General features: G+C 48.5%; 20 protein-coding genes. 6 read left to right on the forward strand and 14 right to left on the reverse strand.

Going from position 1 to position 25,277, the window contains the following annotated elements; all coding sequences use genetic code 11:
* Positions 1–62: 62 nt before the first annotated feature.
* The 4 genes from glmM to rlmE form a co-directional block, all read right to left on the reverse strand.
* Positions 63–1,406, reverse strand: a complete 1,344-nt coding sequence (gene glmM, locus DU002_RS17905; protein WP_114339820.1) for a phosphoglucosamine mutase — start codon at positions 1,404–1,406, stop codon at positions 63–65.
* Positions 1,407–2,243: a dihydropteroate synthase gene (gene folP / locus DU002_RS17910; protein WP_407642961.1), complete on the reverse strand. Its 837-nt coding sequence runs from the start codon at positions 2,241–2,243 to the stop codon at positions 1,407–1,409.
* A gap of 75 nt (positions 2,244–2,318) precedes the next feature.
* The gene (gene ftsH, locus DU002_RS17915; protein WP_114339821.1) at positions 2,319–4,247 is read right to left on the reverse strand and encodes an ATP-dependent zinc metalloprotease FtsH; all 1,929 of its coding nucleotides are present in this window, start codon (positions 4,245–4,247) and stop codon (positions 2,319–2,321) included.
* Between the two features lie 45 nt (positions 4,248–4,292).
* Positions 4,293–4,922, reverse strand: coding sequence for a 23S rRNA (uridine(2552)-2'-O)-methyltransferase RlmE (gene rlmE / locus DU002_RS17920; RefSeq protein WP_114339822.1), 630 nt, complete (start codon positions 4,920–4,922; stop codon positions 4,293–4,295).
* 85 nt (positions 4,923–5,007) lie between these two features.
* On the opposite strand from rlmE, the gene yhbY reads away from it, so the two are divergent.
* Entirely contained in the window at positions 5,008–5,304 is a 297-nt protein-coding gene (yhbY, locus tag DU002_RS17925) for a ribosome assembly RNA-binding protein YhbY (protein ID WP_114339823.1), read from the forward strand.
* Positions 5,305–5,358: 54 nt separating this feature from the next.
* Here yhbY and greA read toward each other — a convergent pair whose 3' ends face one another.
* The 7 genes from greA to DU002_RS17960 all read right to left on the reverse strand — a co-directional run bounded on the left by greA (position 5,359) and on the right by DU002_RS17960 (position 17,814).
* Positions 5,359–5,835, reverse strand: coding sequence for a transcription elongation factor GreA (gene greA / locus DU002_RS17930; RefSeq protein ID WP_114339824.1), 477 nt, complete (start codon positions 5,833–5,835; stop codon positions 5,359–5,361).
* Positions 5,835–9,059, reverse strand: coding sequence for a carbamoyl-phosphate synthase large subunit (carB, locus tag DU002_RS17935; RefSeq protein ID WP_114339825.1), 3,225 nt, complete (start codon positions 9,057–9,059; stop codon positions 5,835–5,837). Before carB ends, greA begins: the two co-directional genes overlap by 1 nt.
* 23 nt (positions 9,060–9,082) lie before the next feature.
* A complete protein-coding gene (gene carA / locus DU002_RS17940) occupies positions 9,083–10,222 on the reverse strand; it encodes a glutamine-hydrolyzing carbamoyl-phosphate synthase small subunit (protein WP_114339844.1) in 1,140 nt (379 codons plus the stop codon).
* Positions 10,223–10,438: 216 nt separating this feature from the next.
* Positions 10,439–11,254 carry a 4-hydroxy-tetrahydrodipicolinate reductase gene (dapB, locus tag DU002_RS17945; RefSeq protein WP_114339826.1) on the reverse strand — a complete coding sequence of 272 codons (816 nt, stop codon included), beginning with the start codon at positions 11,252–11,254 and terminating at the stop codon, positions 10,439–10,441.
* A gap of 143 nt (positions 11,255–11,397) precedes the next feature.
* The gene (locus tag DU002_RS17950; RefSeq protein ID WP_114339827.1) at positions 11,398–12,213 is read right to left on the reverse strand and encodes a hypothetical protein; all 816 of its coding nucleotides are present in this window, start codon (positions 12,211–12,213) and stop codon (positions 11,398–11,400) included.
* A gap of 291 nt (positions 12,214–12,504) precedes the next feature.
* The gene (gene pulA / locus DU002_RS17955) at positions 12,505–16,938 is read right to left on the reverse strand and encodes a pullulanase-type alpha-1,6-glucosidase (RefSeq protein WP_114339828.1); all 4,434 of its coding nucleotides are present in this window, start codon (positions 16,936–16,938) and stop codon (positions 12,505–12,507) included.
* A 252-nt stretch (positions 16,939–17,190) separates the two neighbouring features.
* Positions 17,191–17,814, reverse strand: a complete 624-nt coding sequence (locus tag DU002_RS17960; RefSeq protein ID WP_114339829.1) for an FKBP-type peptidyl-prolyl cis-trans isomerase — start codon at positions 17,812–17,814, stop codon at positions 17,191–17,193.
* A 71-nt stretch (positions 17,815–17,885) separates the two neighbouring features.
* Between DU002_RS17960 and DU002_RS17965 the strand changes: the two genes are divergently transcribed.
* The 4 genes from DU002_RS17965 to DU002_RS17980 all read left to right on the forward strand — a co-directional run bounded on the left by DU002_RS17965 (position 17,886) and on the right by DU002_RS17980 (position 21,636).
* On the forward strand, positions 17,886–19,235 hold the full coding sequence (locus tag DU002_RS17965) for a Na+/H+ antiporter NhaC family protein (RefSeq protein ID WP_114339845.1): 1,350 nt from the start codon (positions 17,886–17,888) through the stop codon (positions 19,233–19,235).
* 95 nt (positions 19,236–19,330) lie between these two features.
* A complete protein-coding gene (locus DU002_RS17970) occupies positions 19,331–19,927 on the forward strand; it encodes an acyl carrier protein phosphodiesterase (RefSeq protein WP_114339830.1) in 597 nt (198 codons plus the stop codon).
* Between the two features lie 132 nt (positions 19,928–20,059).
* Positions 20,060–20,506 carry a DoxX family protein gene (locus tag DU002_RS17975; protein ID WP_114339831.1) on the forward strand — a complete coding sequence of 149 codons (447 nt, stop codon included), beginning with the start codon at positions 20,060–20,062 and terminating at the stop codon, positions 20,504–20,506.
* A 113-nt stretch (positions 20,507–20,619) separates the two neighbouring features.
* Positions 20,620–21,636 carry a glutathione S-transferase family protein gene (locus DU002_RS17980; RefSeq protein ID WP_114339832.1) on the forward strand — a complete coding sequence of 339 codons (1,017 nt, stop codon included), beginning with the start codon at positions 20,620–20,622 and terminating at the stop codon, positions 21,634–21,636.
* 21 nt (positions 21,637–21,657) lie between these two features.
* Here DU002_RS17980 and fghA read toward each other — a convergent pair whose 3' ends face one another.
* From fghA to DU002_RS17995, 3 genes are all read right to left on the reverse strand, one after another.
* Entirely contained in the window at positions 21,658–22,518 is an 861-nt protein-coding gene (gene fghA, locus DU002_RS17985; protein ID WP_114339833.1) for an S-formylglutathione hydrolase, read from the reverse strand.
* A 65-nt stretch (positions 22,519–22,583) separates the two neighbouring features.
* The gene (locus tag DU002_RS17990; RefSeq protein ID WP_114339834.1) at positions 22,584–23,267 is read right to left on the reverse strand and encodes a DUF4386 domain-containing protein; all 684 of its coding nucleotides are present in this window, start codon (positions 23,265–23,267) and stop codon (positions 22,584–22,586) included.
* 221 nt (positions 23,268–23,488) lie between these two features.
* Positions 23,489–24,220 carry a carbonic anhydrase gene (locus DU002_RS17995; RefSeq protein ID WP_114339835.1) on the reverse strand — a complete coding sequence of 244 codons (732 nt, stop codon included), beginning with the start codon at positions 24,218–24,220 and terminating at the stop codon, positions 23,489–23,491.
* Between the two features lie 458 nt (positions 24,221–24,678).
* On the opposite strand from DU002_RS17995, the gene DU002_RS18000 reads away from it, so the two are divergent.
* Positions 24,679–25,277 (forward strand): IS110 family transposase (locus DU002_RS18000; RefSeq protein WP_147271895.1); only part of this gene is annotated, 599 nt, incomplete at its 3' end.

Here is a 25,277-nt window from a genome sequence, read left to right on the forward strand (position 1 = left end):
AGATATTAACTAATGCGGCCCTCTGTTACAAGAGCCGTAGCAATAAAATTACATTTAACTGGTCAGGCTTTAACCGACTCTTCTACTTGAGTAGCAATCTGCTGCGCACATTGCTTAACCAGCGCGGCATCTTCGCCTTCAACCATCACTCGGATCAAGGGTTCCGTGCCGGACTTGCGAAGTAACACACGCCCTTTATCAGCTAACGCCTTCTCAGCGTCTTGCACAGACTTTTGAACGCTTTCAGCAGCAAGCGGATCCGCACCTTGTGGATAGCGAACATTGATGAGTAACTGCGGGTATTTTTTCATCCCTTTGCGCAGCTCTTTCAGCTCAAGATGCGAGTTTTGCATTGCCGTTAACACACGCAATGCGGCAACAATACCGTCGCCCGTGCTGGTATGGGCTAAGTTAATAATATGACCAGAGCCTTCACCGCCGATGGACCACCCCTTCTCAAGCAGCGCCTCCATCACATAACGGTCACCCACTTTAGCGCGTACGAAAGGAATGCCGAGCTCGCGTAAGGCAACTTCCATCCCCAGGTTACTCATCAAGGTGCCAACCACACCACCTTTCAGCGAACCATTACGCAGCTCATCTCTGGCAATGATATAAACCAGCTCGTCACCGTCGACAACAACACCATCCCGGTCAACCATCATCACTCGGTCACCGTCACCATCAAATGCAATACCCAGATCGGCCTGATGTTCAACCACAGCCTTGCTGATCGCATCCATCGCCGTGGCGCCACACTTCTCATTGATATTCACACCGTCAGGAGAGATACCAATTGGGATCACTTCCGCGCCCAGTTCGGAAAATACAGCAGGTGCAATATGGTAAGTAGCACCATTCGCGCAATCGACAACAATCTTCATCCCAACCAAAGACATACCTGAGGGGAAGTTGCTTTTACAAAACTCGATATAGCGCCCTGCCGCATCATCAATACGGATCGCTTTACCTAATTTTTCACAATCAACGCAAGTCAGCGGCTTATCCAGTTCGGCTTCAATCGCTAACTCAAGATCGTCATCAAGCTTGGTGCCATCTGCTGAGAAAAACTTTATGCCGTTATCATAAAACGGGTTATGGGATGCACTGATCACGATCCCCGCTTCGGCTCGGAATGTTCTTGCTAGGTAAGCAATCGCAGGGGTTGGCATAGGACCTGTAAACGCGGCCTTTAGCCCGGCAGCGGCCAATCCGGCCTCAAGAGCCGATTCCAACATGTAGTTGGAGATACGGGTATCCTTACCTATCAAGACGGTTCGGCTACCCTCTTTCGCCAAAATACGGCCTGCAGCCCAGCCCAATTTTAAGAAAAATTCAGGGGTAATCGGAAACTCTCCAACTCGCCCTCGGACGCCATCGGTACCAAAATATTTACGTTCGCTCACCTAAACACTCTCCTGTAGCGTTGCTCGCACTATATTCATAGCCTCAACGGTTTCTTTGACATCATGTACTCTGACGATGTGACAGCCTTTCATTGCCGCAATAACAGCACCGGCAACACTGCCAATCACACGTTCAGAAATATCATTGTTGAGCACCTGGCCGATCATGCTCTTACGAGATAATCCGACCAATAGTGGACGATCAAGTTCATGAAACTGATCCAACTGATTAAGTAACTGGTAATTGTGATCGCCACTTTTTCCGAAACCAAACCCGGGATCGATAAGAATTCGACTACGCTCGATACCTGCATTCACGCATTCATCAATACGGTCTTCGAAAAAATGGCGGATATCAGAGATTAAGTCCCCATACTGCGGGGTATCCTGCATTGTACGGGGCTCCCCTTGCATGTGCATAAGACACACAGGAACGCGACTTGCAGCAACCGCCTGCAATGCGCCAGGGGCTTGTAATGCGCGAACATCGTTGATCAGATCCGCACCCGCTGAAATGCCTTGACTTATCACCTCAGCCTTACTGGTATCAAGCGAGACCAAAACATCCAAATTCGCCTTTACAGCCTCAATCACTGGGATCACACGAACTAGCTCTTGGTCCACAGAGACGGCGTCGGCACCCGGACGTGTCGACTCTCCTCCGATATCAATAAATGTCGCGCCTGCAGCTACCATCGCCTCAGCTTGCCTGAGTGCCGCATCCAACTGGCCATACTTACCGCCATCAGAAAAAGAGTCGGGCGTTACATTAAGTATTCCCATGACCTGAGGCGCTTTTAATACCAAGCAGCGATCTGAAAATTTAATCCGATACACAGTTGCAACTCTATTCGCTAAATGTAAAAACGCCCTGTATCAACAGGGCGGATTTTATTCTAAAACCAAAACAAACTATTTCGCTGGCGCATCATCCGGTGTTACAGACGGTGGCACAGACGCTTCATCGGTACTGGCTGACGCACTGCCTGTATCAGAATCATCAGAGCTATCACTATCAACCCAATCCGCAGGTTCACGCACGTCAACGCGTGCCATCAGGTCATCGATCTGCTTCGCATCGATAGTCTCATACTTCATCAACGCATCTTTCATCGCGTGCAAAATATCGAGATTATCATTAAGGATCTGCAGGGAACGCGTGTAGTTGCGATCGATAACACGCTTAATCTCTTCATCAATGGCACGTGCCGTCTCATCAGACATATGCTTAGCTTTCGCCACACTACGTCCCAAGAACACTTCGCCCTCTTCTTCGGCGTAGAGCAAAGGTCCCATCTTTTCAGACAAGCCCCATTGGGTCACCATCTTGCGCGCTAAATCAGTCGCTCGCTCGATGTCATTTGATGCGCCGGTTGTCACCTTCTCGGCACCAAAAATTATCTCTTCCGCCAAACGTCCACCAAACAGGCTGGAGATCATACTCTCTAAGTGCTGCTTGCTGTAACTAACACGATCTTGCTCTGGCAGGTACATGGTCACACCCAGCGCTCGACCACGAGGGATAATACTGACCTTGTAAACCGGATCATGCTCAGGTACTAAGCGACCGACAATCGCGTGACCCGCTTCATGATAAGCGGTCATCGTTTTCTCATCTTCACTCATCACCATGGACTTACGTTCGGTGCCCATCAGGATCTTATCCTTGGCCTTTTCGAACTCTTCCATCGCGACCAAGCGCTTGTCACCTCGAGCAGCGAACAAAGCCGCTTCATTGACCAAGTTAGCTAGATCAGCACCGGAGAAGCCTGGCGTACCACGGGCGATGACAGAAGCTTTCACATCGTCCGCAAGCGGCACTTTGCGCATATGTACTTTAAGAATTTGCTCGCGACCACGGATGTCCGGCAGACCAACGGTTACCTGGCGGTCAAAACGGCCAGGACGCAGTAAAGCAGGGTCTAAAACGTCAGGACGGTTAGTAGCAGCAATAACAATAATGCCCTCATGCCCTTCAAAGCCATCCATCTCAACCAACATCTGGTTCAATGTCTGCTCACGCTCATCATGACCACCGCCTAAACCCGCGCCACGCTGACGACCTACCGCATCGATCTCATCGATAAAGATGATGCATGGTGCCGCTTTCTTGGCTTGCTCGAACATATCTCGAACACGGGATGCACCAACACCAACGAACATCTCAACGAAATCTGAGCCAGAAATGGTGAAGAAAGGAACTTTAGCTTCGCCGGCAATCGCTTTAGCTAACAGCGTCTTACCTGTACCAGGAGGGCCAATCAACAGCACACCTGTCGGGATCTTGCCGCCGAGCTTCTGAAACTTGGAAGGTTCGCGAAGATAATCGACTAATTCACCGACCTCTTCTTTCGCTTCGTCGCAGCCCGCGACATCAGAAAAAGTCGCTTTGACTTGGTCTTCGTTCATCAACCGCGCTTTGCTCTTACCAAACGACATGGCACCTTTGCCACCGCCGCCCTGCATTTGGCGCATGAAGAAGATCCAAACACCGATCAACAGCAGCATGGGGAACCAAGAGATGAAAATCTGCGCCAAGAAGCTTTGCTGCTCCTCTGGCGTACCAACCACTTTCACCTTTGCTTTCAGCAGCTCATTCATGAGCGCTTCGTCGTACATTGGAAGCACAGTCTCAAACGACTCGTTACCGCCGGTCAGGCCAGTAATTGTCTTGCCATCGATCCTAACTTCTCTAACTTGGCCGTTATTAACCTGCTCAATGAACTGGGTGTAATCGATGGTCTTTCCAGCACTATCTTTTGTGGAAATACCTTGCACTACAGACATTAAAACAACTGCAATGACTAGCCAAAGAATGAGATTTTTTGCCATATCGCTCAAGGGTGCTGCCTCTTCGCCGCAATAACTTAACTAAACGCTAGGGTACTACAGTTTGTAACCGCTAGCCACGATGTAAACCTCCCGGGAGCGAGCCCGCGAGGAATCAGGTTTTCTAATCTTAACGCTTGTAAATGCAGACCGCACATTTTGCAAAAAGTTATCAAAGCCATCGCCTTGAAAAACTTTCACCACAAACCTGCCATTGGCGGCCAACACTTGATGACACATATCCAAAGCCAGCTCAATCAAATATATTGACCGAGACTGATCAACGGTGCCATGACCACTCATGTTTGGCGCCATATCAGACAAAACAAGATCGACTTTGTCATCTCCCACATAGTCGAGTAACGCAGTTAATACGTTCTCTTCACGAAAATCACCCTGTAAAAAGGCCACGCCAGCAATCGGGTCCATGGGTAAAATATCGCAGGCGATCACTCGCCCTGATTCACCCACCAATTCGGCGGCCAATTGTGACCAGCCCCCAGGTGCTGCACCTAAATCTACGACGGTGTCCCCTGAACGGATTAATTTATCTTGCTGCTGTAGCTCTTCGAGCTTAAATACAGCACGACTACGCAGGCCCCTTTTCTGAGCCTCCTGGACATATTTGTCATCAAAATGCTCCTTGATCCAGCGGCTACTGCTGGCTGAGCGCTTCTTTTTACTCATCTATTCTGTGATCACAATTAGTAGTTATCTAGTTAATGGAGGTAAACTATAGCGGATTCAAGTAAAGCGACAAAAAAGAGCGGTCATGCAACTAACAAACAAGCAAAAACAATTTTTAAAATCGATGGCCCATTCATTGCGCCCAGTCGTGCTCCTTGGGGCTAACGGATTAACAGAAGGTGTATTGGCCGAGATAGAAATAGCACTCGCCCACCATGAATTAATCAAAGTGAAGCTACCTGGCGATGATCGCGAAATGCGTAATGCTGTGATCGATGCCATTGTGCGCGAGACAAACGCAGTCAAAGTCCAGTTAATCGGTAAAACAGTGATTTTGTATCGTCCAAGCGATGATAAGAAAATCGAACTACCTAAAAAGTAGGCACCTAACGATCAAAAAAGGCCGCATTAGCGGCCTTTTTTATCAAGCGTTCGATTAGATATACTCGATTTCAACAATCTCGTACTCAACGACACCATTTGGCGTCTTAACCTCAGCCACATCATCGATTTCTTTACCGATAAATGCTCTGGCAATGGGTGAATTAACACTCACCAGATTCTGCTTAATATCAGCCTCATCATCGCCAACAATACGGTAAGTCGATTCAACATCCGAATCGATATTGAGAACCTTAACCGTCGCGCCAAAGATTACTTTGCCGTTATTAGGCACCTTAGTCACGTCAATGATTTGGGCATTCGATAGTTTCGCTTCAATCTCTTGAATGCGCCCTTCACAGAAGCCCTGCTGCTCGCGAGCAGCGTGGTACTCTGCGTTTTCTTTCAAATCACCATGCTCTCGAGCATCCGCAATAGCGGCAATGATTTTCGGACGACGCTCAGACTTAAGGTAGTTAAGCTCACTCCGCAGCGCATCTGCGCCAGCGGTTGTCATAGGTATTTTGATCATTACTTAGCTGCTTTCTTATGTAACTCTTGCACTGAGATCACAGAGCTTCTGTCATCTACGGTGTGCGCCATACAGGTCGCGAACGCGCCATTAAGGGTCGTAGTGTAGTTCACTTGCTGACGCAGTGCTGCACGACGCAGAGGCACTGAATCTACAATTGTCTGACGACCTTCAGTGGTGTTAACTATATAGCTGTACTCACCGTTCTTCAGACGATCAAGGATGTGAGGACGGCCTTCGTGTACCTTGTTAACTAAACGAGGATTAACACCGGCTTCACCAAGCACCACGGCAGTACCATGGGTCGCATCCAATTCGTAGCCCAACTCAACCAAGCGCTTCGCTAAATCAACCACCCGCTTCTTATCACTATCGCGAACAGACAGCAGAGCTCGACCAGCTTTACGTGGCGGGTTCTTGTTGGCACCTAACTCCGCCTTGGCAAAAGCTTCAGCGAACGTTTCTCCAACACCCATCACCTCGCCAGTAGAACGCATCTCTGGACCGAGGATAGGATCAACACCAGGGAACTTGTTAAACGGCAGCACCACTTCTTTCACTGAGTAATACGGTGGCACCACTTCAGATGTCACACCTTGATCCGCCAAGCTCTGACCGACCATGACACGCGCAGCCACCTTGGCTAAAGCAACGCCGGTCGCTTTCGAAACAAATGGTACAGTACGAGCACCACGAGGATTCACCTCAATCAGGTAGATCTCATCGTCTTTGACTGCAAACTGCACATTCATCAAACCAACAACACCGAGCTCAAGCGCCAATTTCCGTACTTGCTCACGCATGCGATCTTGGACATCAGCACTTAGTGTGTAAGGTGGCAACGAACAACCGGAATCACCTGAGTGAACACCTGCTTGCTCGATATGCTCCATGATCCCGCCGATCACCACATCTTTGCCATCACAAATAGCATCGATATCGATCTCAATGGCGTCATCAAGGAAGCGATCTAACAGCACTGGTGACTCATTTGACACGCTCACCGCTTCGTTGAAGTAACGGCGCAAGTCAATCTCATCGTAAACAATCTCCATGGCGCGGCCACCGAGTACATAGGAGGGGCGTACAACCAATGGATAAGTGATCTTTTCAGCCAACGCGACCGCTTCTTCCAATGCCGTTACAGTTGCATTCTCTGGCTGCTTCAAGCCAAGCCGCTCAACTGCTTGCTGGAAACGTTCACGATCTTCAGCACGGTCAATTGCATCTGGGCTGGTACCGATAATTGGTACCCCTGCCGCTTCGAGTGCTCGCGCCAGCTTAAGTGGTGTTTGACCACCGTACTGTACGATCACCCCTTTAGGCTTCTCGACACGGACAATCTCCAACACATCTTCCAGTGTGACCGGCTCAAAATAAAGGCGATCAGAGGTGTCATAATCGGTAGAAACCGTTTCAGGGTTACAGTTAACCATGATGGTTTCATAACCATCTTCACGCATTGCCAATGCCGCATGTACACAGCAATAATCGAACTCGATACCCTGGCCAATGCGGTTTGGTCCGCCACCTATAACCATGATTTTATCATTGTCAGTCGGATCGGCTTCGCACTCTTCATCATAAGTCGAGTACATATACGCGGTGTCAGTTGAAAATTCTGCAGCGCAGGTATCGACGCGCTTGTATACAGGGAAGATTTCATGACGTGTACGTAGCTTACGCAGTTCAGCTTCAGAGACACCTAGTAAGGTCGCCAAACGGGCATCGGCAAAACCTTTACGCTTCAAGCCGCGCAACAAGTCAGCCGTCAAGCCAGCCATACCCAGCTCTTTCAGGTTCTTCTCTTCGCTGATAAGGTCTTCGATCTGTACTAAGAACCAACGATCGACGTTGGTCAACTTAAACACTTCGTCAAGGCTCATGCCCGCACGGAATGCGTCGCCTATGTACCAGATACGATCCGCACCCGGCTCTTGTAATTCATGACGGATCTTCGATTTCGCTTCGGCATCGTCCAAATTGACGATAGGATCAAAGCCGGTGGCACCCACTTCAAGCCCACGCAACGCTTTCTGCAGAGATTCCTGCTGGTTACGGCCAATAGCCATCACTTCGCCAACAGACTTCATCTGCGTCGTTAGACGATCATTCGCACCGGCAAATTTTTCGAAGTTAAACCGCGGTACCTTGGTAACAACATAATCGATAGCAGGTTCAAAACTCGCTGGAGTTTTACCACCCGTGATATCATTAAGTAGCTCATCAAGGGTATAACCCACTGCCAACTTGGCAGCGACTTTAGCGATAGGAAAGCCGGTAGCTTTTGAAGCCAGCGCAGACGAACGGCTCACTCGCGGGTTCATCTCAATAATCACCATACGACCATCAGCCGGATTAACACCGAACTGAACGTTCGAGCCGCCAGTTTCTACACCGATCTCACGCAATACCGCCATCGATGCATTACGCATCAACTGATACTCTTTGTCAGTCAGTGTTTGCGCTGGCGCGACAGTGATAGAGTCACCCGTGTGCACACCCATGGCGTCAAAGTTTTCGATGGAACAGACGATGATGCAGTTGTCATTTCGATCCCGCACCACTTCCATCTCATACTCTTTCCAGCCGATCAATGATTCATCAATCAACAATTCACTGGTCGGAGAAAGCTCTAAACCGCCGCTACAGATGTCATCGAACTCTTCGATGTTATAGGCAATACCACCACCCGAGCCGCCCATGGTAAACGAAGGGCGAATAATACAAGGGAAGCCAATTCGCGACAGAACATCATGGGCTTCGTCCATGGTATGCGCGGTTTCTGCACGAGGCGTTTCCAGACCAATGGCCTTCATCGCCTTATCAAAGCGGTCACGATCTTCAGCTTTATCGATGGCGTCGGCAGTTGCGCCAATCATCTCAACGCCAAATTTCTCCAGCACGCCTTCACGTTCGAGTTCCAAGGCACAGTTCAGTGCCGTCTGGCCACCCATCGTCGGCAATACAGCATCTGGACGCTCTTTCTCGATGATCTTAGCAACCACTTCCCAGTGAATCGGTTCGATGTAGGTAGCATCGGCCATCTCCGGGTCAGTCATGATAGTCGCCGGGTTTGAGTTCACCAGAACAACCCGGTAGCCCTCTTCCCGAAGCGCCTTACACGCCTGCGCGCCTGAATAGTCAAATTCACAGGCCTGCCCGATCACAATCGGACCAGCGCCAAGAATCAATATGCTTTGTATGTCTGTACGTTTTGGCATTGTCTACCCTTGCTGCGAATCTGTTACTTGGCTTTGCGTTGTTCAATAAGTTCGATGAAATGATCGAACAGCGGCGCCGCATCATGTGGGCCGGGGCTTGCTTCAGGGTGTCCCTGAAAACTAAACGCTGGCTTATCTGTGCGATGAATGCCTTGCAGTGACCCATCAAACAATGAGGTATGCGTTGCACGCAAAGTCTCTGGCAGTGTTGTCTCATCAGCAGCAAAACCGTGGTTCTGGCTGGTGATCATCACTACATTGTTATCATGATCTTTCACTGGGTGGTTGGCCCCGTGGTGACCAAACTTCATCTTCACCGTCTTCGCACCGCTGGCCAATGCCAGTAACTGGTGTCCGAGACAGATACCAAAGATCGGTATGTCGGTTTGCAGAAAACTCTTGATAGCAGAGATAGCGTAATCGCAAGGCTCTGGATCGCCAGGACCATTTGATAGGAAGATGCCATCAGGGTTCATAGCCAGCACATCTTCCGCAGGGGTTTGTGCAGGAACCACAGTCAAACGACAACCTCGATCAACCAACATACGCAGAATATTGCGTTTGGCGCCAAAATCGTATGCAACCACATGGAAAGGCAATGAAGTAGCTTCCGGTGACGTGTGGCCACTACCCAATTGCCAGCTACCCGCTGTCCAACTGAATGACTCTTTAGTAGTGACCTCTTTCGCCAGATCCATTCCCTTCAATCCTGGGAATGCCAGCGCAGCCGCTTTTGCTGCTGCGTCGTCAACCGTTTCACCAGCAACAATACACCCAGCCTGAGCGCCTTTCTCTCGCAGAATACGTGTCAGTTTGCGGGTATCAATATCGCAGATGCCGACAACGTTATTGCGCTTGAGATAATCAGAGAGCGTCTCTTCATTTCTGAAGTTGCTAGCCAACAGAGGCAGATCTCGGATAACCAGGCCTGTTGCCCAGATATTCGCAGACTCTTCATCTTCACTATTGGTACCGGTGTTACCGATATGGGGATAAGTCAGCGTGACAATTTGACGTGCATAAGATGGATCAGTCAGTATCTCCTGATAACCGGTCATTGAAGTATTAAAAACAACTTCACCGACCGACTGACCGTCAGCGCCTATGGAACGACCGCGAAAAACAGTGCCATCAGCTAGCACCAGTAGAGCGGGTTTATTCAAGATAACCTCCACGTTGGCAGCAAAATGGGAGTAAACACAAGGTCTTACTCCCATTAACTGGTCTATATAGACCGAACAAAAACTTCTTTACCGAAACGGTGGCAAATTCCGCGCATTCTAGTACAACTCTGGGTTGACGTCTATCACAGATTTCACCATTTACATTTTTTTAACTTTATCAGTACATTTCCGCTCGAAACGCTCAAAACTGAGGGTTTAATCCTTCAATCCAAGCACATCTTGCATGTCATAAAATCCTGATTGTTTACTTTTGAGCCAGGCAGCTGCACGCACTGCACCATTGGCGAATGTCATACGACTAGAGGCTTTGTGAGTGATCTCTACACGCTCACCGATGTCCGCAAACATCGCCGTATGCTCGCCTACTAGGTCACCAGCACGGATAGTAGCGAAACCGATAGTGTCACGCTCACGCTCGCCGGTAATACCTTCACGACCATAAACAGCCACCTTATTCAAATCCCGGCCCAACGTATCAGCGATCACTTCGCCCATACTCAGTGCAGTTCCAGAAGGCGCATCAACTTTATGGCGATGGTGACCCTCAATGATTTCAATGTCAGTGTAGTCGCCCATCACCTTTGCAGCAGTCTCTAGCAGTTTGAATAACAAGTTCACGCCAACGCTGTAGTTTGACGCCATCATGATGGCGCAGCTTTGACTGGCCGCATCTATTTGCGCTTTTTGTTCGTCGGTAAAGCCTGTTGTACCTATAACGATCTGCTTACCGTGTTGCTGGCACCACTCAATATTGGCCAATGTGGCGTCAGGTGCAGTGAAATCAATCACCACATCTACGCTCTGCTCTAGGCCTTCGAGCCCACCAGAGATCTCAACACCCAGTTTACCGATACCGGCCAGTTCACCTAAGTCAGCACCAATCAAACTGCTGCCAGGGCGCTCAAAGCCAGCAACCAATTCAACGGCTTCGCTTTCAAAAGTGGCAAGTAAAAGGTTCTTTCCCATGCGACCGGCACAGCCGGCGATGGCAACTCGGATAGAATCGGACATGGAAGTACTCTAATTTGAATAGTTATGCAGTATAGGTGAGTACTATACAGGGAGAAGGTAGAATTGGCGATTCGAATGTGAGCGGAAACGTTATCATGCAAATTGAAGGAGCCTTTTAGGCTCCGTCAAACTCGCTAAGCAGATCAGTTCTTTCGGCGGTAAGCGGCAATACCTAGCAGGCCCAACATCGAAAGGAACATGGTGTGTGGTGCATCTACATCAAACGTTGACGCCCCCCCTTCATAGCGAGCATACCGGCTGAAATGATCAAGCCATTCAAACTCCTGACCAACCCACTGTCCTGTATAATACTGAATCCCTTCATAGACAGTTACTTGAGTTTTATCCAAGTTCGCCAAAAAGTGCCAAGTTTCTTCTTCAGAGTATTGTCGAACTTCATCTGCTCCAAAAATGTCTTGCATATGAATCTCAGCTGCCACCCAATACTGTAAGCTAGTGTCCTGTTCGTGCCCATCTGCATTCGTTTCTGTTTTACTCCAGACTTGGTGAGAGAAAAGATTTACGAAATCCCGCCCCACATCTTGGATATCAGGAGACCAAAAGTCTTCGAATTGAGAATGTTGCAGAACACTGGATTGCCCATCTGTTAATAACTCAGTTGAATCAACACTGCCCTTTAAATACTCCTCCAAGGGAAACACGTTAGAGTACTCTAAAGTCACATCGTAAATGGATTTAGCGCGAAAAACCGTTTGCTCACGATCGGGATAATCATAGCTGAACATGTCTAACCAACTATTTGTCGGTTGAGAAACCGTTGCAGCCAACTGGAACTCTTTAGGAGCAAGATCTGGATTAATAGTTACATAGTCACCACTACCATTATCCTCATAGACAGTTCCGTTCCACACTAGGTCAAATTGAATTGGAGTTGCATATATAGAGGGGCTAACAACAGATGCGAGTAGAGCAGAGCCAATAATAAGTAACGTCTTCATTTTTTGCCTTCCCTGCCACAACAAAATTCGGCAGAAGAGAGCCAGCGGCAACAGATAGTCACGCGATCATAGCAGCGCTTTATCATTGCGGAGGATACCAGGGAGGGTAGGCTTCCAATCCCATGTCACTCTTCCATTTAAGCTGGTTATTTTTACATCAAAACTAATAAAGAGGAAGCTGTTCGTACCTATTTTAATTAATAGAAACATAATTATTTGATACAGATAAAAAAACCGGCGCATAAGCGCCGGCTTGGTTTACTAGCAATAGCTAGGAAGTAATGTCAGAGATTACTCTGGCTGACATACAGACAATGTACCTGTGTAGTCGTCTATCGCTGCAGCATCAGTCACGGTGAAAGTGAAGATCACCGGAGCATCAGGTAAGGCAATGCTATTGTTGGTAAATGCACCACCAGTCTTAGCCCAAGTATTATAGACTTCATCCAACAGCAAACCTGTCATTGGAGTATCGTCAGTTGATCCCTTAGGTACATAGAACTGAACATCCCAACTATCAGAATCATCCGCAATCTTAAAGTTGATAGTATTAGCGACCGTGAAAGTGGCCTGATAGATATTATCACCTTTATAAGTGAATGCGTATGCAGCTTCAGCAGCCCAACCAGAGTGATCACCACGTACATATAGTGGTACAGCGACTGGCGCAGTATCAGTACTAGGATCTAACAACTCACAAGCTGTAGGCTCTGGCTCAACAGGTGCTTCAACGTACTCTTCAACCAACAGAGTTGGCTTATTGATGTTAAATGCGTTGAGCGTAAACACATACTCGCCGTCTTCCTCTATAGACAACACATTGTCACCGCCACCAGGCACTAGAGTCGCTACTTCATCAACAGAAACTGTAACTTCGCCACCCAAGTTAATACCCTGTTCGCCCCAATCTGCATCAGCGACTTTGAATTTGTAGTCTCCAGCAGTTAACTGCATTGTAAGCGTGTACTCACCTACAGTGTCAAAAGCAAATGGGTTATCTTCACTCCAACCATTCATCTCACCACGCAGTAATGGTACCGCGTCGCCATAAGGCGCTACGTCCGCATAGCTAGTCACAGAGATAGTTTGTGCACTGGTATCGCGAGCATTGAAGTCAAAACGATACAAACCAGCAGTTTCTATAGCAACATTCATATTACCGTCAACGTCGGTAATCGCCATAGAGCCTTCAGCAACTGTCACATCGGCATAACCAAAGTTTGTACCAGCAGTCCAACCTGAGTCGGCAACCTTAAAGCTATAAGCACCAACTTCTAGTTCAATCACTTCACTGTAAAGACCATCATAGATGAACTCAGCTTCGTTACCTGTGCCCCAACCATTCATGTCACCACGAACATACAGCTTGGTATCACCATAAGGAGGGGTATTTGCAAAGCTCTTCTCAGCCACTGGAATACCAGCGCCCTGAGCATCGCCTTGAGGCATAACGAATACTGCCGCGGTTACACCTGGAACGATTACAGATTCAGCACCAACAACCACATCGCTATATACAGCGTCGACAGAGTTCATCTGAATGTCATGCAGGACAAGACCTGGAACATTCAAGGTGAAGTCATCTTGAGTCGAGTTAAATACGACAACGATCGCGTCAGCATTTTCATCCAAGTCTGCACCAGCACTTGCGCCATCATCGATAGACATAACAATCACACCAGGCGTTTGTTCTGCACCTGTGTTATGGAAGTCAACGCGAGCCATGACAGCTTCTTTAGTACCCAAAGTGAACAACGGTGAACTCTTACGGATCTGCAAGAACTCTTGGAACACGTCGCTACTAAAGGCTATGTCTGCAGCGGCAGGCATAGTTGTCTCATCAGCGATGATAGCTTTAATTACATCGTAGTTACCGGCATCTTTGTCATCACGTGGCAGACCAACGTTCCAGTTGTTGTCTTGCTTAGTGAAGTCAACATAGTTGTACCAGTCACCTGAGTCATAGCTGTCACGTTCCATAGACTTAGAACGCAGCAGATCAGAACCCATATGAATGAATGGCACACCTTGACCAAATGATGGGAAAGCTAATGCAAAAGTATGATAACGAGCGCGCTCAGCAGCAGACATACCTGTAGGAAGTTTGTACTGGTTGTTGTCCCACAGAGTTTGGTTGTCATGTTTTGACACATAAGACACTAGTTCAGTAGGTGAGTCTGTGTAACCCGCTGGCTGACCGTTATAATCAACACCGCTACCGCGAACAGTATCGCCGTTGGAGTTGATTAAAGCATAGTCAGCTAAAAGGCCTGCTAACTCTACGCGAACGATATCAGTCGCATGCAGCAGCTGAGATTTTTCACCTTCAGCACCGCTGTTCAACTCATTCGGGTTAGAGTATAAGCCGTTAGCAAGACCTTGAGCGGTACGGATACCTTCAGCAGAATCAAATGGTGAACCACCACGGATAGCGTCACGACCACGATCAGAGAATGAACCGATGCCGGTACCTGCCAAGTTCAGCTGAGTCGCTTGAACAAACAAGGTATCGTTCTCAACTTCACCGAAGTTCCAACCTTCACCATAGAAGTAGTTATCAGCATCAACAGCGTGAACAGCGGCCAATGAACGCTCCATTGAATCCAACGGCTGGTGACCCATCAAGTCGAAACGGAAAGAGTCGATCTTATATTGATCAGCCCAGACAACCAGAGTATCGGTCATCAGCTTTTCCATCATCGCATTTTCAGTGGCAGTATTGTCACAACAAGTACTGGTTTCAACTGAGCCAGTGTCTTGATTGAAACGGTTGTAGTAACCAGGAACCACTTTATCCAGCACTGACTTCTCTGAAGTCAAACCTGAGGCGTTAGTGTGGTTATAAACAACATCCATCACAACGCGTAAGCCTTGATCATGGAGCGCTTTAACCATTTGACGGAACTCGTTAATACGCGCAACGCCATCAGCGTCAGAGGCATAACTGCCTTCTGGAGCACCGAAATGGAACGGGTCATAACCCCAGTTGAAGCTATCCAAACCACGCATGTCATCCATGATGGTTTCAGCACACTGAGTGGCAGGGTCACATGCATCTAGCAGGTCAGCAATGATAGTCGCTTCAGGTTGACCGCATACGCTTGCTTCAGCATTAAGGCCGCACAGTTTTCCTACTGTATCGAGAATGTCGACACGCATCGCAGGGTCTTCTTTAATGGTGGCGATATCAAATACTGGCAACAGCTGGAAGTGAGTCAGACCCGCTTCTTTCAGACCAATGATATGTTGCATTGGTGCAGAGTCTGTTTCTGTGAACGCGAGGTACTTACCACGATTAGCTTCTGAAGTGCTCTCGTCATGGGCACTGAAATCACGAACATGTGACTCATATACAGTGATTGAGCTGGTTGCTGCTTCAGGTACTACATGATCAGCCCAACCTGCAGGCGTAACATCTTCAGCAGTAAAATCAATCACCTGAGAGTAAATAGAATCAGTAGACAGACCCATTGAATAAGGGTCGGTTACCATCAATGTTTCAAGGGCATCAGACTGATAATGATAAACAGTGATTTCATACTTGTAGAAAGTACCGTGTGGAGCTTCAGTAGAAGCACGCCAGATACCGTTCATATCTTCAGTCATGGCGACCGCTTCACCCATTGCAGTTTTGTCTGCATTGAACAGGTGTAAAGCAACATTCTGTGCAGTAGGCGCCCATAAGGCGAACTCAGTTGCACCATCTCCAACCATTGCGCCTAACTCTTGCTCGTTGGCGTCATCTTCGCCAGCAGTATAAAGAGCGTCAATTGCGCCAGGAGTTTGCAGCTTGCTCAGCTTCTCAATCCAAAGGCCTTCGGACAGTGTCGCGATGTAAAGCTGACCTTTCAGTGCTGCTTTCGCATCAATGCCTTCAGGCAACATATACGCGTTACGATCAGCAATGGCTGGGAACTTAGCGGCTGTCTCTTCAGATAAAGTGCCAGCGGTCAATTGGTGAGCGGTATAGTCACCGGTTAAGGTACCGTCAGCATTCAAACCAAAATTAGCTGAATCAGACACATAAAGTACTAATGTCGCGCCTTCTTCACCCCAAAGGATTGTGGTTGCATCAACCCATGCGGCGTTGCGGTTATCTTTGTTGATACCTGGAGGGTTGGTATTCCATGCCTCTTCACGGGTGTCATAAACTTCAGCACTGCTGCCAACCAAAGACACAGCGCGGTCGGTAAAGGTATCCAAGTCAACCATCATATCAGGGTCAATGATCTTGGTATTACCATCAGCACCACGGAGAATGAAGTTGATACAGCCAGTCTCTTTCGACAGGTCTAGTGTCCAGTAAGGACCGTAGCCATCAGCACCGTCAGGCACAACACTGGTGTCACCCCAATCGGTGTTGAGCTGTTCTTCAGCAATTGAATCGCAATTTTCGTTATTCCAAAGGTGCAATGACCATTCAGCGTAAGGACTATCAGGATCAATTGCAGTGGCTTCTGGGCTTGCATTTGGATCAACATAGTTTAGAACCAGCTGGTTAGCAGCTGCTTCCATCGTTTCACCAGGAGGATCGATATCAAGATTAGGGTTAGGTGCCGGTGAATCAACCGTCGGCATGATACACGCATCACCAGCTTCATTGATGTATTCAGGTGCTTCACACACCAGATCTTCATCGTCATCGTCATCAGAGCAACCAACTACCATGCTTGCTGCGAGTAGCGGCATCATGTAAATAGCTAGCTTATTTTTTTTAAGCTCCATAGCCTTTCCTTTGTGTTTTTAGTTTTGTGTTTTTAATGTCGCGTTTTTGTGTTTATGGCGTTTCGTGTGTTCACGAAATCATTTTTTTAAACTCAAAATGTCGAACGTTAGACACAATGAGGGGATAATCCGCAGCGATTCTAAAGACAAAGGAAGGGGTGCGACTGTGATCTATTCCGCGAAATGGGGGAGGAAGCAGAGACGAACAGAGGCGATTGTGATCGCCCCTGCAAAAGTTAAAAAAAAGATCTATTACGCCAAGATATCAAGCAATTCGACATCAAAAATCAGCGTTTGATAAGGTCCAATCGCCCCGCCAGCACCGCGTTCGCCATATGCAAGATCATAAGGCACATATAAACGCCACTTACTGCCCACAGGCATCATCTGTAACGCTTCAGTCCAACCACGGATCACACCACCAACAGGGAATTCTGCCGGTTCGCCACGTTGGTAAGATGAATCGAACACATCACCAGTGATTAAAGTGCCGTGATAATGGGTACGTACAGTGCTGCTAGCCGTTGGCTTCTCGCCATCACCGACTTCAAGCACTTCATACTGCAGACCAGATTCAGTGACAGTGACTTCATCACGCTTGGCATTCTCTGTGAGGAAGTTTTCACCTTCAGAGATAGCGCCCTGATGTTGCGCTTGTGCCTGGGCCTGCATCTGCTCCTGGATCACGCGAAAAGCCGCTTCCATCTCTTCGTCAGTCACAACGCTGGCTTCACCAGCAAAGGCCGAACGGATGCCATCAACCACGGCGTCCAGATCCATTCCTTCGAAAGGGTTTTGCTTCAGTTGTTCACCTAAATTGCGTCCCACACCGTAGCTGGCAGTGATTTGAGGCGTAGAATATGTCGCTTCTGACATCGGAGTTTCCTTATCGTTTGAAAGCGGTAATGCTAACATCTGCTGATACTAAGCCCAAAGCCTTCTATGAAATGACATCAATAGATAATCAGATCCGCCCAAATGCATCCGCCCTTTTGCCCATACTGCTATTCCTAGTCACTTTTATTGGCACAGGTATTTACTATCAATCTCAAGGGGTTGACTACGCTTTCTACCAGCTACCCAGCCCAGTAGCCGTGTTACCTGCGTTACTTTTGGCGATAGTGATGCACAAAGAGGGTCTCAATCGAGCCATCGATACGTTTCTGAGTGGCGCCGGCCACAGCAATATCATGGCGATGTGTTTCATCTATCTATTAGCGGGGGCATTCGCCACCGTCGCCAAGGCTACCGGTGGTGTCGATGCCACTGTCAATCTGGGCCTCACAGTGATCCCCAGTAGCTTTATTCTGCCGGGAATATTTTTAATCAGTGCATTTATCGCCACAGCCATGGGCACCTCGATGGGAACCATTGGTGCCGTTGCGCCCATCGCGTTAGGTATTGCCGAAGCAGCGGGCATAGATAAGGCACTGATGGCAGGCGTGGTACTCAGTGGTGCCATGTTTGGTGACAACCTTTCGATTATCTCTGACACCACCATCGCAGCCACGCGTACTCAGGGTTGTGAAATGAAGGACAAGTTTCGCGAAAACATCTTTATCGCCGCACCGGCTGCGCTGATCGTTATTGTGCTGTTTTTCTTCCTACAAACGCCCGCTCCAACGCCGGGCGCCGGACATATTGAATGGTTTAAAGTCCTGCCTTATCTCACTATCTTGGTATTAGCCGTCTTAGGTATGAATGTCTTTCTCGTACTCGCAATCGGACTGATCCTCGCTGGTGGCGTTGGCTTGGTGCAAGTACCGGATTACAGCATGAGCCAGTACACCAAAGATATCTATGCTGGCTTCGGCAGTATGCAGGAGATATTTATTCTCTCCATCATGATCGGTGGCTTAGGTGCCATGGTAAAAGCCCAAGGTGGACTGGCTTGGATGGGACTGCAGATAGAAAAAGTGATCGCGCTGTTTAGTCGTTCACACACAGAGGAAGCTAACGAACGCGCCGCAGAGCTAGGCATTGCTGGCATCGCTACACTGACCAATACCTGCACCGCGAACAACACGGTTTCGATTATCGTCAGCGGCGACCTGGCCAAAGAACTAGCAGAGAAGCACGAAGTGACCCCCAAGCGCAGTGCCAGTTTATTAGATATCTTTGCCTGTGTTTGCCAAGGATTGCTGCCCTACGGTGCCCAAGCACTACTGCTGGGCTCTATCTTCCTGATATCGCCGATAGAAGTGAGTGCACACAGTTACTACGTGATGATACTGGCTGTCACCGGCATTGCCGCAGTGTTTATCAAACACCAGCTGAGACAAAATGCCAAACGCTAGTGTTTATCAGCTGGCTGAATGCTCATCAGCGGTGTAAGCGCTAAACTTGAGCGAGTGTGCTCATGGATCAAGCCGATGAATAACGGTGACACAGCATGAATTTTCTTGCTCACCTGCATATTGCTGACGTCACCAACACCTCTGCGGTGGGTGCCATGATGGGCGACTTCATTAAAGGCGACCAGTGGCGCACGCTGCCACAAGCTCAGCGGATAGGCGTGCTATTGCATCGTCAGGTCGATAGCTTTACCGATAGCCACCCTGACGTGATCCAGGCGCGGCAACTATTTAAACTGACCCGTCAGCGCTATACCGGCATATTGATCGATATGTTGTTTGATCACCTGCTCGCCAAGCAATGGCATAAGTTCCACCCCACCTCCCTCACTCAGTTCAGCCAACAACAATACCGCCAGCTAACCGCCACCGAGCCCCATTGGCCAGAAAAGATGATTGATGTCTGTCGCCGTATGGCTGAAACCGATTGGCTCTGTAGCTACCAAACGCCAGGAACCATCAAACTCGCCTTACACAAGATAGGATTGCGAATGCGCGTTGACGCCCCATTTGCCGCGAGTTATCAAGAATGGCAACAGGTACACGCTGAACTAACAATGCTGTTCGACAGTTTTTACGGTGACCTACTGCTTAAGCTACCGGCCTTACAGCGCAATGTTCTGCAGAGATCGTAGAGCAACTCCCTGAACAGGGATCTTATATGTTCACTCTATTTATTGGGACAATAAAGCCGATTTATTGCGGTTTTATACCCATTTTATTAAACGTACTATCTGTTCAAGCCAAATAGATGACTGGAGCAAAACATGATACGTACACTTTTTAAACTGACTAACGAAAGACAACTCGCCCTCGCCCTGCTGATGCTTCGCATCCCCACGGGCATCATTTTTATCGCCCACGGCGGACAAAAGCTATTCGGCCTATTTGGCGGCTATGGCATCACCGGCACAGGTCAGTGGATGGAGTCGATTGGGCTAGGCCCCGGTGCCCTCATGGCGTTCCTGGCCGGTAGTGCAGAGTTTTTCGGTGGCATTGCGTTGCTGGTAGGTTTGCTCACCCGTCCGGCAGCGGCCGTTTTAAGTATAACGATGCTTGTCGCTATCTTCGCCGTGCACATCCAACATGGCCTGTTTATGAGTAATAACGGCTACGAGTTTGGTTTGGCTCTGCTCACCCTATCTGCCGCACTGATGTTCAGTGGTGCAGGAAAACTATCGGTTGATGCACTGATCAGCAAACGCCTTAGCTAAAACAACAAACCAAGATAACTAGAGATAATTCAGTATCGAGATAGTGCAGTAACGTGGGCAACCGTTAGATCAACTCCGTCAGCCTGCACTCACTCGTTAACGAGGATAAGAAAATGGGATTGCTACAAGATGGCCGCTGGGTTGACCAGTGGTACGACACCAAACAGAGCGACGGTAAATTTGTCAGAGATAACTCAAAGTTCCGCCACTGGGTGACGGAAGATGGCAGTGCAGGATCATCGGGTGATGCAGGGTTTAAAGCTGAAAGCGGCCGCTATCACCTTTACGTTTCCCTTGCCTGCCCATGGGCACACCGCACATTGATATTTCGGGCGCTGAAAGGGTTGGAACCACATATTTCAGTCACCGTTGTTGAGCCACACATGTTAGAAAACGGTTGGGAGTTCTACCAGCCAGGCAATACCCTGTTTAACGGCCATCATATTGCAGGGGCAGATCAGGATACCGTCAACGATAAACAGTTTCTCTATCAGATCTATCAACTGGCCGATGCAAAAGCCAACGGTCGTGTCACTGTCCCTGTACTTTGGGACAAGCAGCGCCAAACCATCGTCAGCAATGAATCCGCCGAGATCATCCGTATGTTCAATTCGGCGTTCAATAACATCACTGGCAATCAGCTAGATCTGTACCCAGAGCAGTTAAGGGAAGCTATCGACCAGACCAACGCCTGGATCTACGACACCATCAACAACGGTGTCTACAAAGCCGGTTTTGCCACTAGCCAACCAGCCTATGAAAAGGCGTTTAATACGCTGTTTTCAGCACTGGACAAAGTAGAGCTGCGGTTAGAAAAACAAAACTACCTGACAGGTGAGCAGATCACTGAAGCCGACTGGCGGCTATTCACCACACTGATCCGCTTCGACGCTGTCTACGTGGGGCATTTCAAAACCAATCTAAGACGCATCGAAGACTACCCTAACCTCTCTAACTATCTGCGCGCCTTGTATCAAGTTCCCGGGATCAAAGAAACCGTCAACTTCGAGCATATCAAACAGCACTACTATTTCAGTCACGCCAGTATCAACCCAACGCGGGTGGTTCCTACTGGCTCAGCGCTAGATTATCTGCGGCCGCATAACCGCAGACCTACCACACCAAATTAACCAGTAAACGGGCTGTTTGGGTTAATCCAGCAGCCCCAAATGCTCAGCATGAAAGTGCAGATGATCATCGATAAAACTGGCGATAAAAAAGTAACTATGATCGTAGCCTGGCTGCATTCGTACCTCAGCCGAATAACCCGCGCTGTCGAGCGGAGCATCCAGGTTTTCGGTCAGCAGTTGCTGCAGCAGAAAGTTATCGGCATCCCCCTGATCAATTAGCAAGGGCGGATAGCCACTTGGATCAGTGATCTGTGCCATCAGATAGCAACTGTCATAGCGCTGCCAGGTAGATTCATCGTCTCCCAGATAATGACTAAAAGCTTTGCGCCCCCAGGGGCACGCCATCGGATTAACGATAGGACTAAACGCTGAAACAGACTTAAAACGTTGCGGATAACGCAAGGCGATCATCATCGCTCCATGGCCACCCATAGAGTGCCCCGAAATAGACCAGCTATCCGTCACAGGCAACTCCGCTTTGACCAGCTCAGGTAACTCCTCCGTGATGTAATCAAACATCTGATAGTGCATCTGCCACGGCGCTTCTGTGGCGTTCAGGTAGAAACCAGCACCAAGGCCCAGGTCATAGGCACCGTCGAGGGCATCAGCAACATCTTCCCCTCTTGGACTGGTGTCTGGCACAACCAAGGCTAATCCAAGCTTGGCAGCCATCCGCATTGCACCGGCTTTTTGCATGAAGTTTTCATCCGTGCAGGTTAGGCCTGACAACCAGTAAAGCACAGGTACCGGATGGTCATCACTGGCTTGCGGCGGCAAAAAAACACCAAACACCATGTCACAGCGAAGTGTCGACGATGTGTGGCGTATCCGCAGATAACGCCCGCCCATCGCCAACAGATCAGAAATCACTTCGTAACTCATTCAACGGTTCCTTATTGTGGGCCGTGCAGCTCATCGTAGCTGATGACAAATCACTGGCTGCTAGCCTAGCAGAGACTCGGCTGATTGGCTGCTTTCAGCGTGAGCCCTTTCACCAAAACCCATAAAGCCAGCATCAGCTGACTGAGGGCTAAAGGCGCGATCAATGCAAAAACAATGGCTAAGCCAAACAGAGGCATAGCAACCGCCACAAGTTGAGCGCTCACCGCCAACATACCAAACACTGCCAACAGCCTTGGGATCATCCGCGAACGAAAAAGCAGCAGATACAGGAAGAACAACATGGTGCCGGACAACATGAGGCCGATGTAATGGGTCCAGTTACGGGTTGATGCCACCACGGTTTTAAACAATTCATACAATGGCTGCTGCTCAGGGCTAGCGGTGGTATAGGCTTCACTGTATGACACAAGCGACATCAGACTGATATTTTCCATCACCGATACGGTAAAACTGATCACAGATAACATAACAAACCAGCGCGTTAGAGTTGGCCATTGTGGTTTAGCCAAAGGATACAGGGTGATAGCCACCGCCAGTGTCAACATACCGGTGACAAGTCCAACCAACACCGCGAAGCCAATTTGCTGAGAATGCTGTGCGCCATTGACTAAAAATCCAGGCGTTCCAAAGAGCGGCGCAGTAAGAAAGAAGTTAACTAAAATCCCGCAAATAAGTTGCGCCAAAATCAACCCACCAATCCAACGATATCTGCCCTGTCGACTATCCATATATTCTGCTCCGTCTATGATGGTGACTATTTAGCGCAGTGACGCGTATTTTAATGCTCTAATTGAAACGCTTTGCCACCATAAGGCAAGGAATGGATGTGGTGAAATTGTTAAGCCATGTGTCGCAACAGCGGTTATGTAACACCGAAGAACAAAGGCGGAACAAAAAATGCGCCCAAAATATTGGACGCATCACTTGTTCATTGCCAAAGCAGATCTGATTACTGCAGTACCTGACGAGCATTCAACGGCTGTACAGGTCGGTTATTGGGGTGACCCAAAGCATCAGCAAATGCCTTAATTTGCGGCATTGAAGCTTGCATTGGCTGCTTAATGACATACCAACGTACACCTTCTGAACAAGGAGGCGTCGTCAGGGAGCCATTAAAGCGATAATAAGCACGCTCTTTCGGCAAAAGTTCATTCACACTGATGGGATGAGTCAGCGTATTCTTCTGCCCCTTTGTTTCGGGTAGTTGCTGCCACGCCTTCACGATCCCCTCATTATCACTTCCCTCTGTAAACATCACCGCTACCACTGCCAAGTGGCCGGCTTTATCTGCGTGCACTAAGTGGGCTTCCAGTGGGTATGATTCGCCATTAATATGGTTTTCGCTCGGCGCATGGAAATGGAACTGTTTTAACTCGAAACGCTGCCCTTCAATTTCCATAAAGCTGCCCGGCTTATAATTAACCTGAACCGTGTGGCCATTGTTCAGGATCTCATACGCACCTTTTTGATATTGAAAGTTGATTGGCGCTAACTCAGCTTCTAAAAAGCCAGTCAGATTAACAGGTGACTGATTAACGCCACCACAAGCAGCATAGTCGCCAGAAAGTTGCGCCCAGTTTTCCGGTCCTGTGCTACCCGAATATCCCCACTCGTGACCACTACCAGCAACTGCCGCTGTTGAAAGCATCAGTAGTCCCGTTGATAACATTTTTATATTCATAAAATTCATCCTTAATGATTAAAAAAACACCGCTGAAAAAAAGTACCCAGTAAATATTCAGATAACCAAGGTAAACAGCGACAGAGCGCAGGATCCTATGCCGCAAACACAAACGTAAAACTGCGCCAGATCATTCAGCCAGTGAAATCCGATAAAGTATAGATACATAGCGGCGTATGAGTACTTTTAGGAGCATAAAAACGTACAAAGCAAGGCGCTAAATTAGGGCGAAACGGATGATGTTAAGTTCTAAAAACCCCTCACCCAACCCTTGTATCTGTCTCGGGTTACTGATTAGCTATCAGTAATCCACCAAGGCTCAGTGAGTATGTCCCTAACCCGAGTGCGTTGACACTGTGGGAGAGATGATGCCCTGAGTCTTTTTCTCTAACACTGGATGGTATCCAAGCGCCCGCTTAGCGGTGATGCTGCATGGACAAGGGTAGTAAGAGTTAATTATGCAATCTGTTGGGATCGATGTAAGTAAAGCCAAGCTCGATTGTTGCTGGCTGCGGGATTCACAAAAGAACAAAGTTAAGTGCAAAATATTTAAGAATCAGCCTGACGAATTCAGACACCTGGGTGATTGGCTGGTAAAGAACACTGGCAGTCAGCCGGATGAGATCCATGTGGTATTGGAAGCCACAGGCGTTTATCACGAAGCTGTTGCTCTGCAGTTGTACGACCGAGGTTTTCGGGTCAGCGTTGTAAACCCAGCACGGCCTAAGAAGTTTGCTGAGTCGATGGGGTATGTTCATAAGACCGATAAAAAAGACAGTGTGATACTGGCGAAGTTCGGCGAGCAGGCCAAACCGGCTTTGTGGGTGCCTGAGCCGAGGAAAATACGCCAGCTTAAGGCGTTGATAGCACGCCTTGAAGCCCTGGATGAGGACCTTCAGCGCGAAAAGAATCGGCAGGAGGCCGCAGAGTTGACACAGGCATCGGAGATTGTCATTGAATCACTGACAACGATGCTGGAAGCGCTTGAAGCTGAGCGCAAGCGTCTGTTGAGTGAAATCGATGACCACATTGATAATCACCCGGACCTCAAAAAGAA

Origin of the sequence: Corallincola holothuriorum, assembly GCF_003336225.1 — a bacterium.
Classification (GTDB): Bacteria; Pseudomonadota; Gammaproteobacteria; order Enterobacterales; family Neiellaceae; genus Corallincola; species Corallincola holothuriorum.

Excerpts from the sequence above, each read along its gene's own strand:
- rlmE (WP_114339822.1), bottom strand. The coding sequence starts at position 4,922 with ATGAGTAAAAAGAAGCGCTCAGCCAGCAGTAGCCGCTGGATCAAGGAG.
- yhbY (WP_114339823.1), top strand. The coding sequence starts at position 5,008 with ATGCAACTAACAAACAAGCAAAAACAATTTTTAAAATCGATGGCCCAT.
- greA (WP_114339824.1), bottom strand. The coding sequence starts at position 5,835 with ATGATCAAAATACCTATGACAACCGCTGGCGCAGATGCGCTGCGGAGT.
- carB (WP_114339825.1), bottom strand. The coding sequence starts at position 9,059 with ATGCCAAAACGTACAGACATACAAAGCATATTGATTCTTGGCGCTGGT.
- dapB (WP_114339826.1), bottom strand. The coding sequence starts at position 11,254 with ATGTCCGATTCTATCCGAGTTGCCATCGCCGGCTGTGCCGGTCGCATG.
- DU002_RS17950 (WP_114339827.1), bottom strand. The coding sequence starts at position 12,213 with ATGAAGACGTTACTTATTATTGGCTCTGCTCTACTCGCATCTGTTGTT.
- pulA (WP_114339828.1), bottom strand. The coding sequence starts at position 16,938 with ATGGAGCTTAAAAAAAATAAGCTAGCTATTTACATGATGCCGCTACTC.
- DU002_RS17960 (WP_114339829.1), bottom strand. The coding sequence starts at position 17,814 with ATGTCAGAAGCGACATATTCTACGCCTCAAATCACTGCCAGCTACGGT.
- DU002_RS17965 (WP_114339845.1), top strand. The coding sequence starts at position 17,886 with ATGACATCAATAGATAATCAGATCCGCCCAAATGCATCCGCCCTTTTG.
- DU002_RS17970 (WP_114339830.1), top strand. The coding sequence starts at position 19,331 with ATGAATTTTCTTGCTCACCTGCATATTGCTGACGTCACCAACACCTCT.
- DU002_RS17975 (WP_114339831.1), top strand. The coding sequence starts at position 20,060 with ATGATACGTACACTTTTTAAACTGACTAACGAAAGACAACTCGCCCTC.
- DU002_RS17980 (WP_114339832.1), top strand. The coding sequence starts at position 20,620 with ATGGGATTGCTACAAGATGGCCGCTGGGTTGACCAGTGGTACGACACC.
- fghA (WP_114339833.1), bottom strand. The coding sequence starts at position 22,518 with ATGAGTTACGAAGTGATTTCTGATCTGTTGGCGATGGGCGGGCGTTAT.
- DU002_RS17990 (WP_114339834.1), bottom strand. The coding sequence starts at position 23,267 with ATGGATAGTCGACAGGGCAGATATCGTTGGATTGGTGGGTTGATTTTG.
- DU002_RS17995 (WP_114339835.1), bottom strand. The coding sequence starts at position 24,220 with ATGAATATAAAAATGTTATCAACGGGACTACTGATGCTTTCAACAGCG.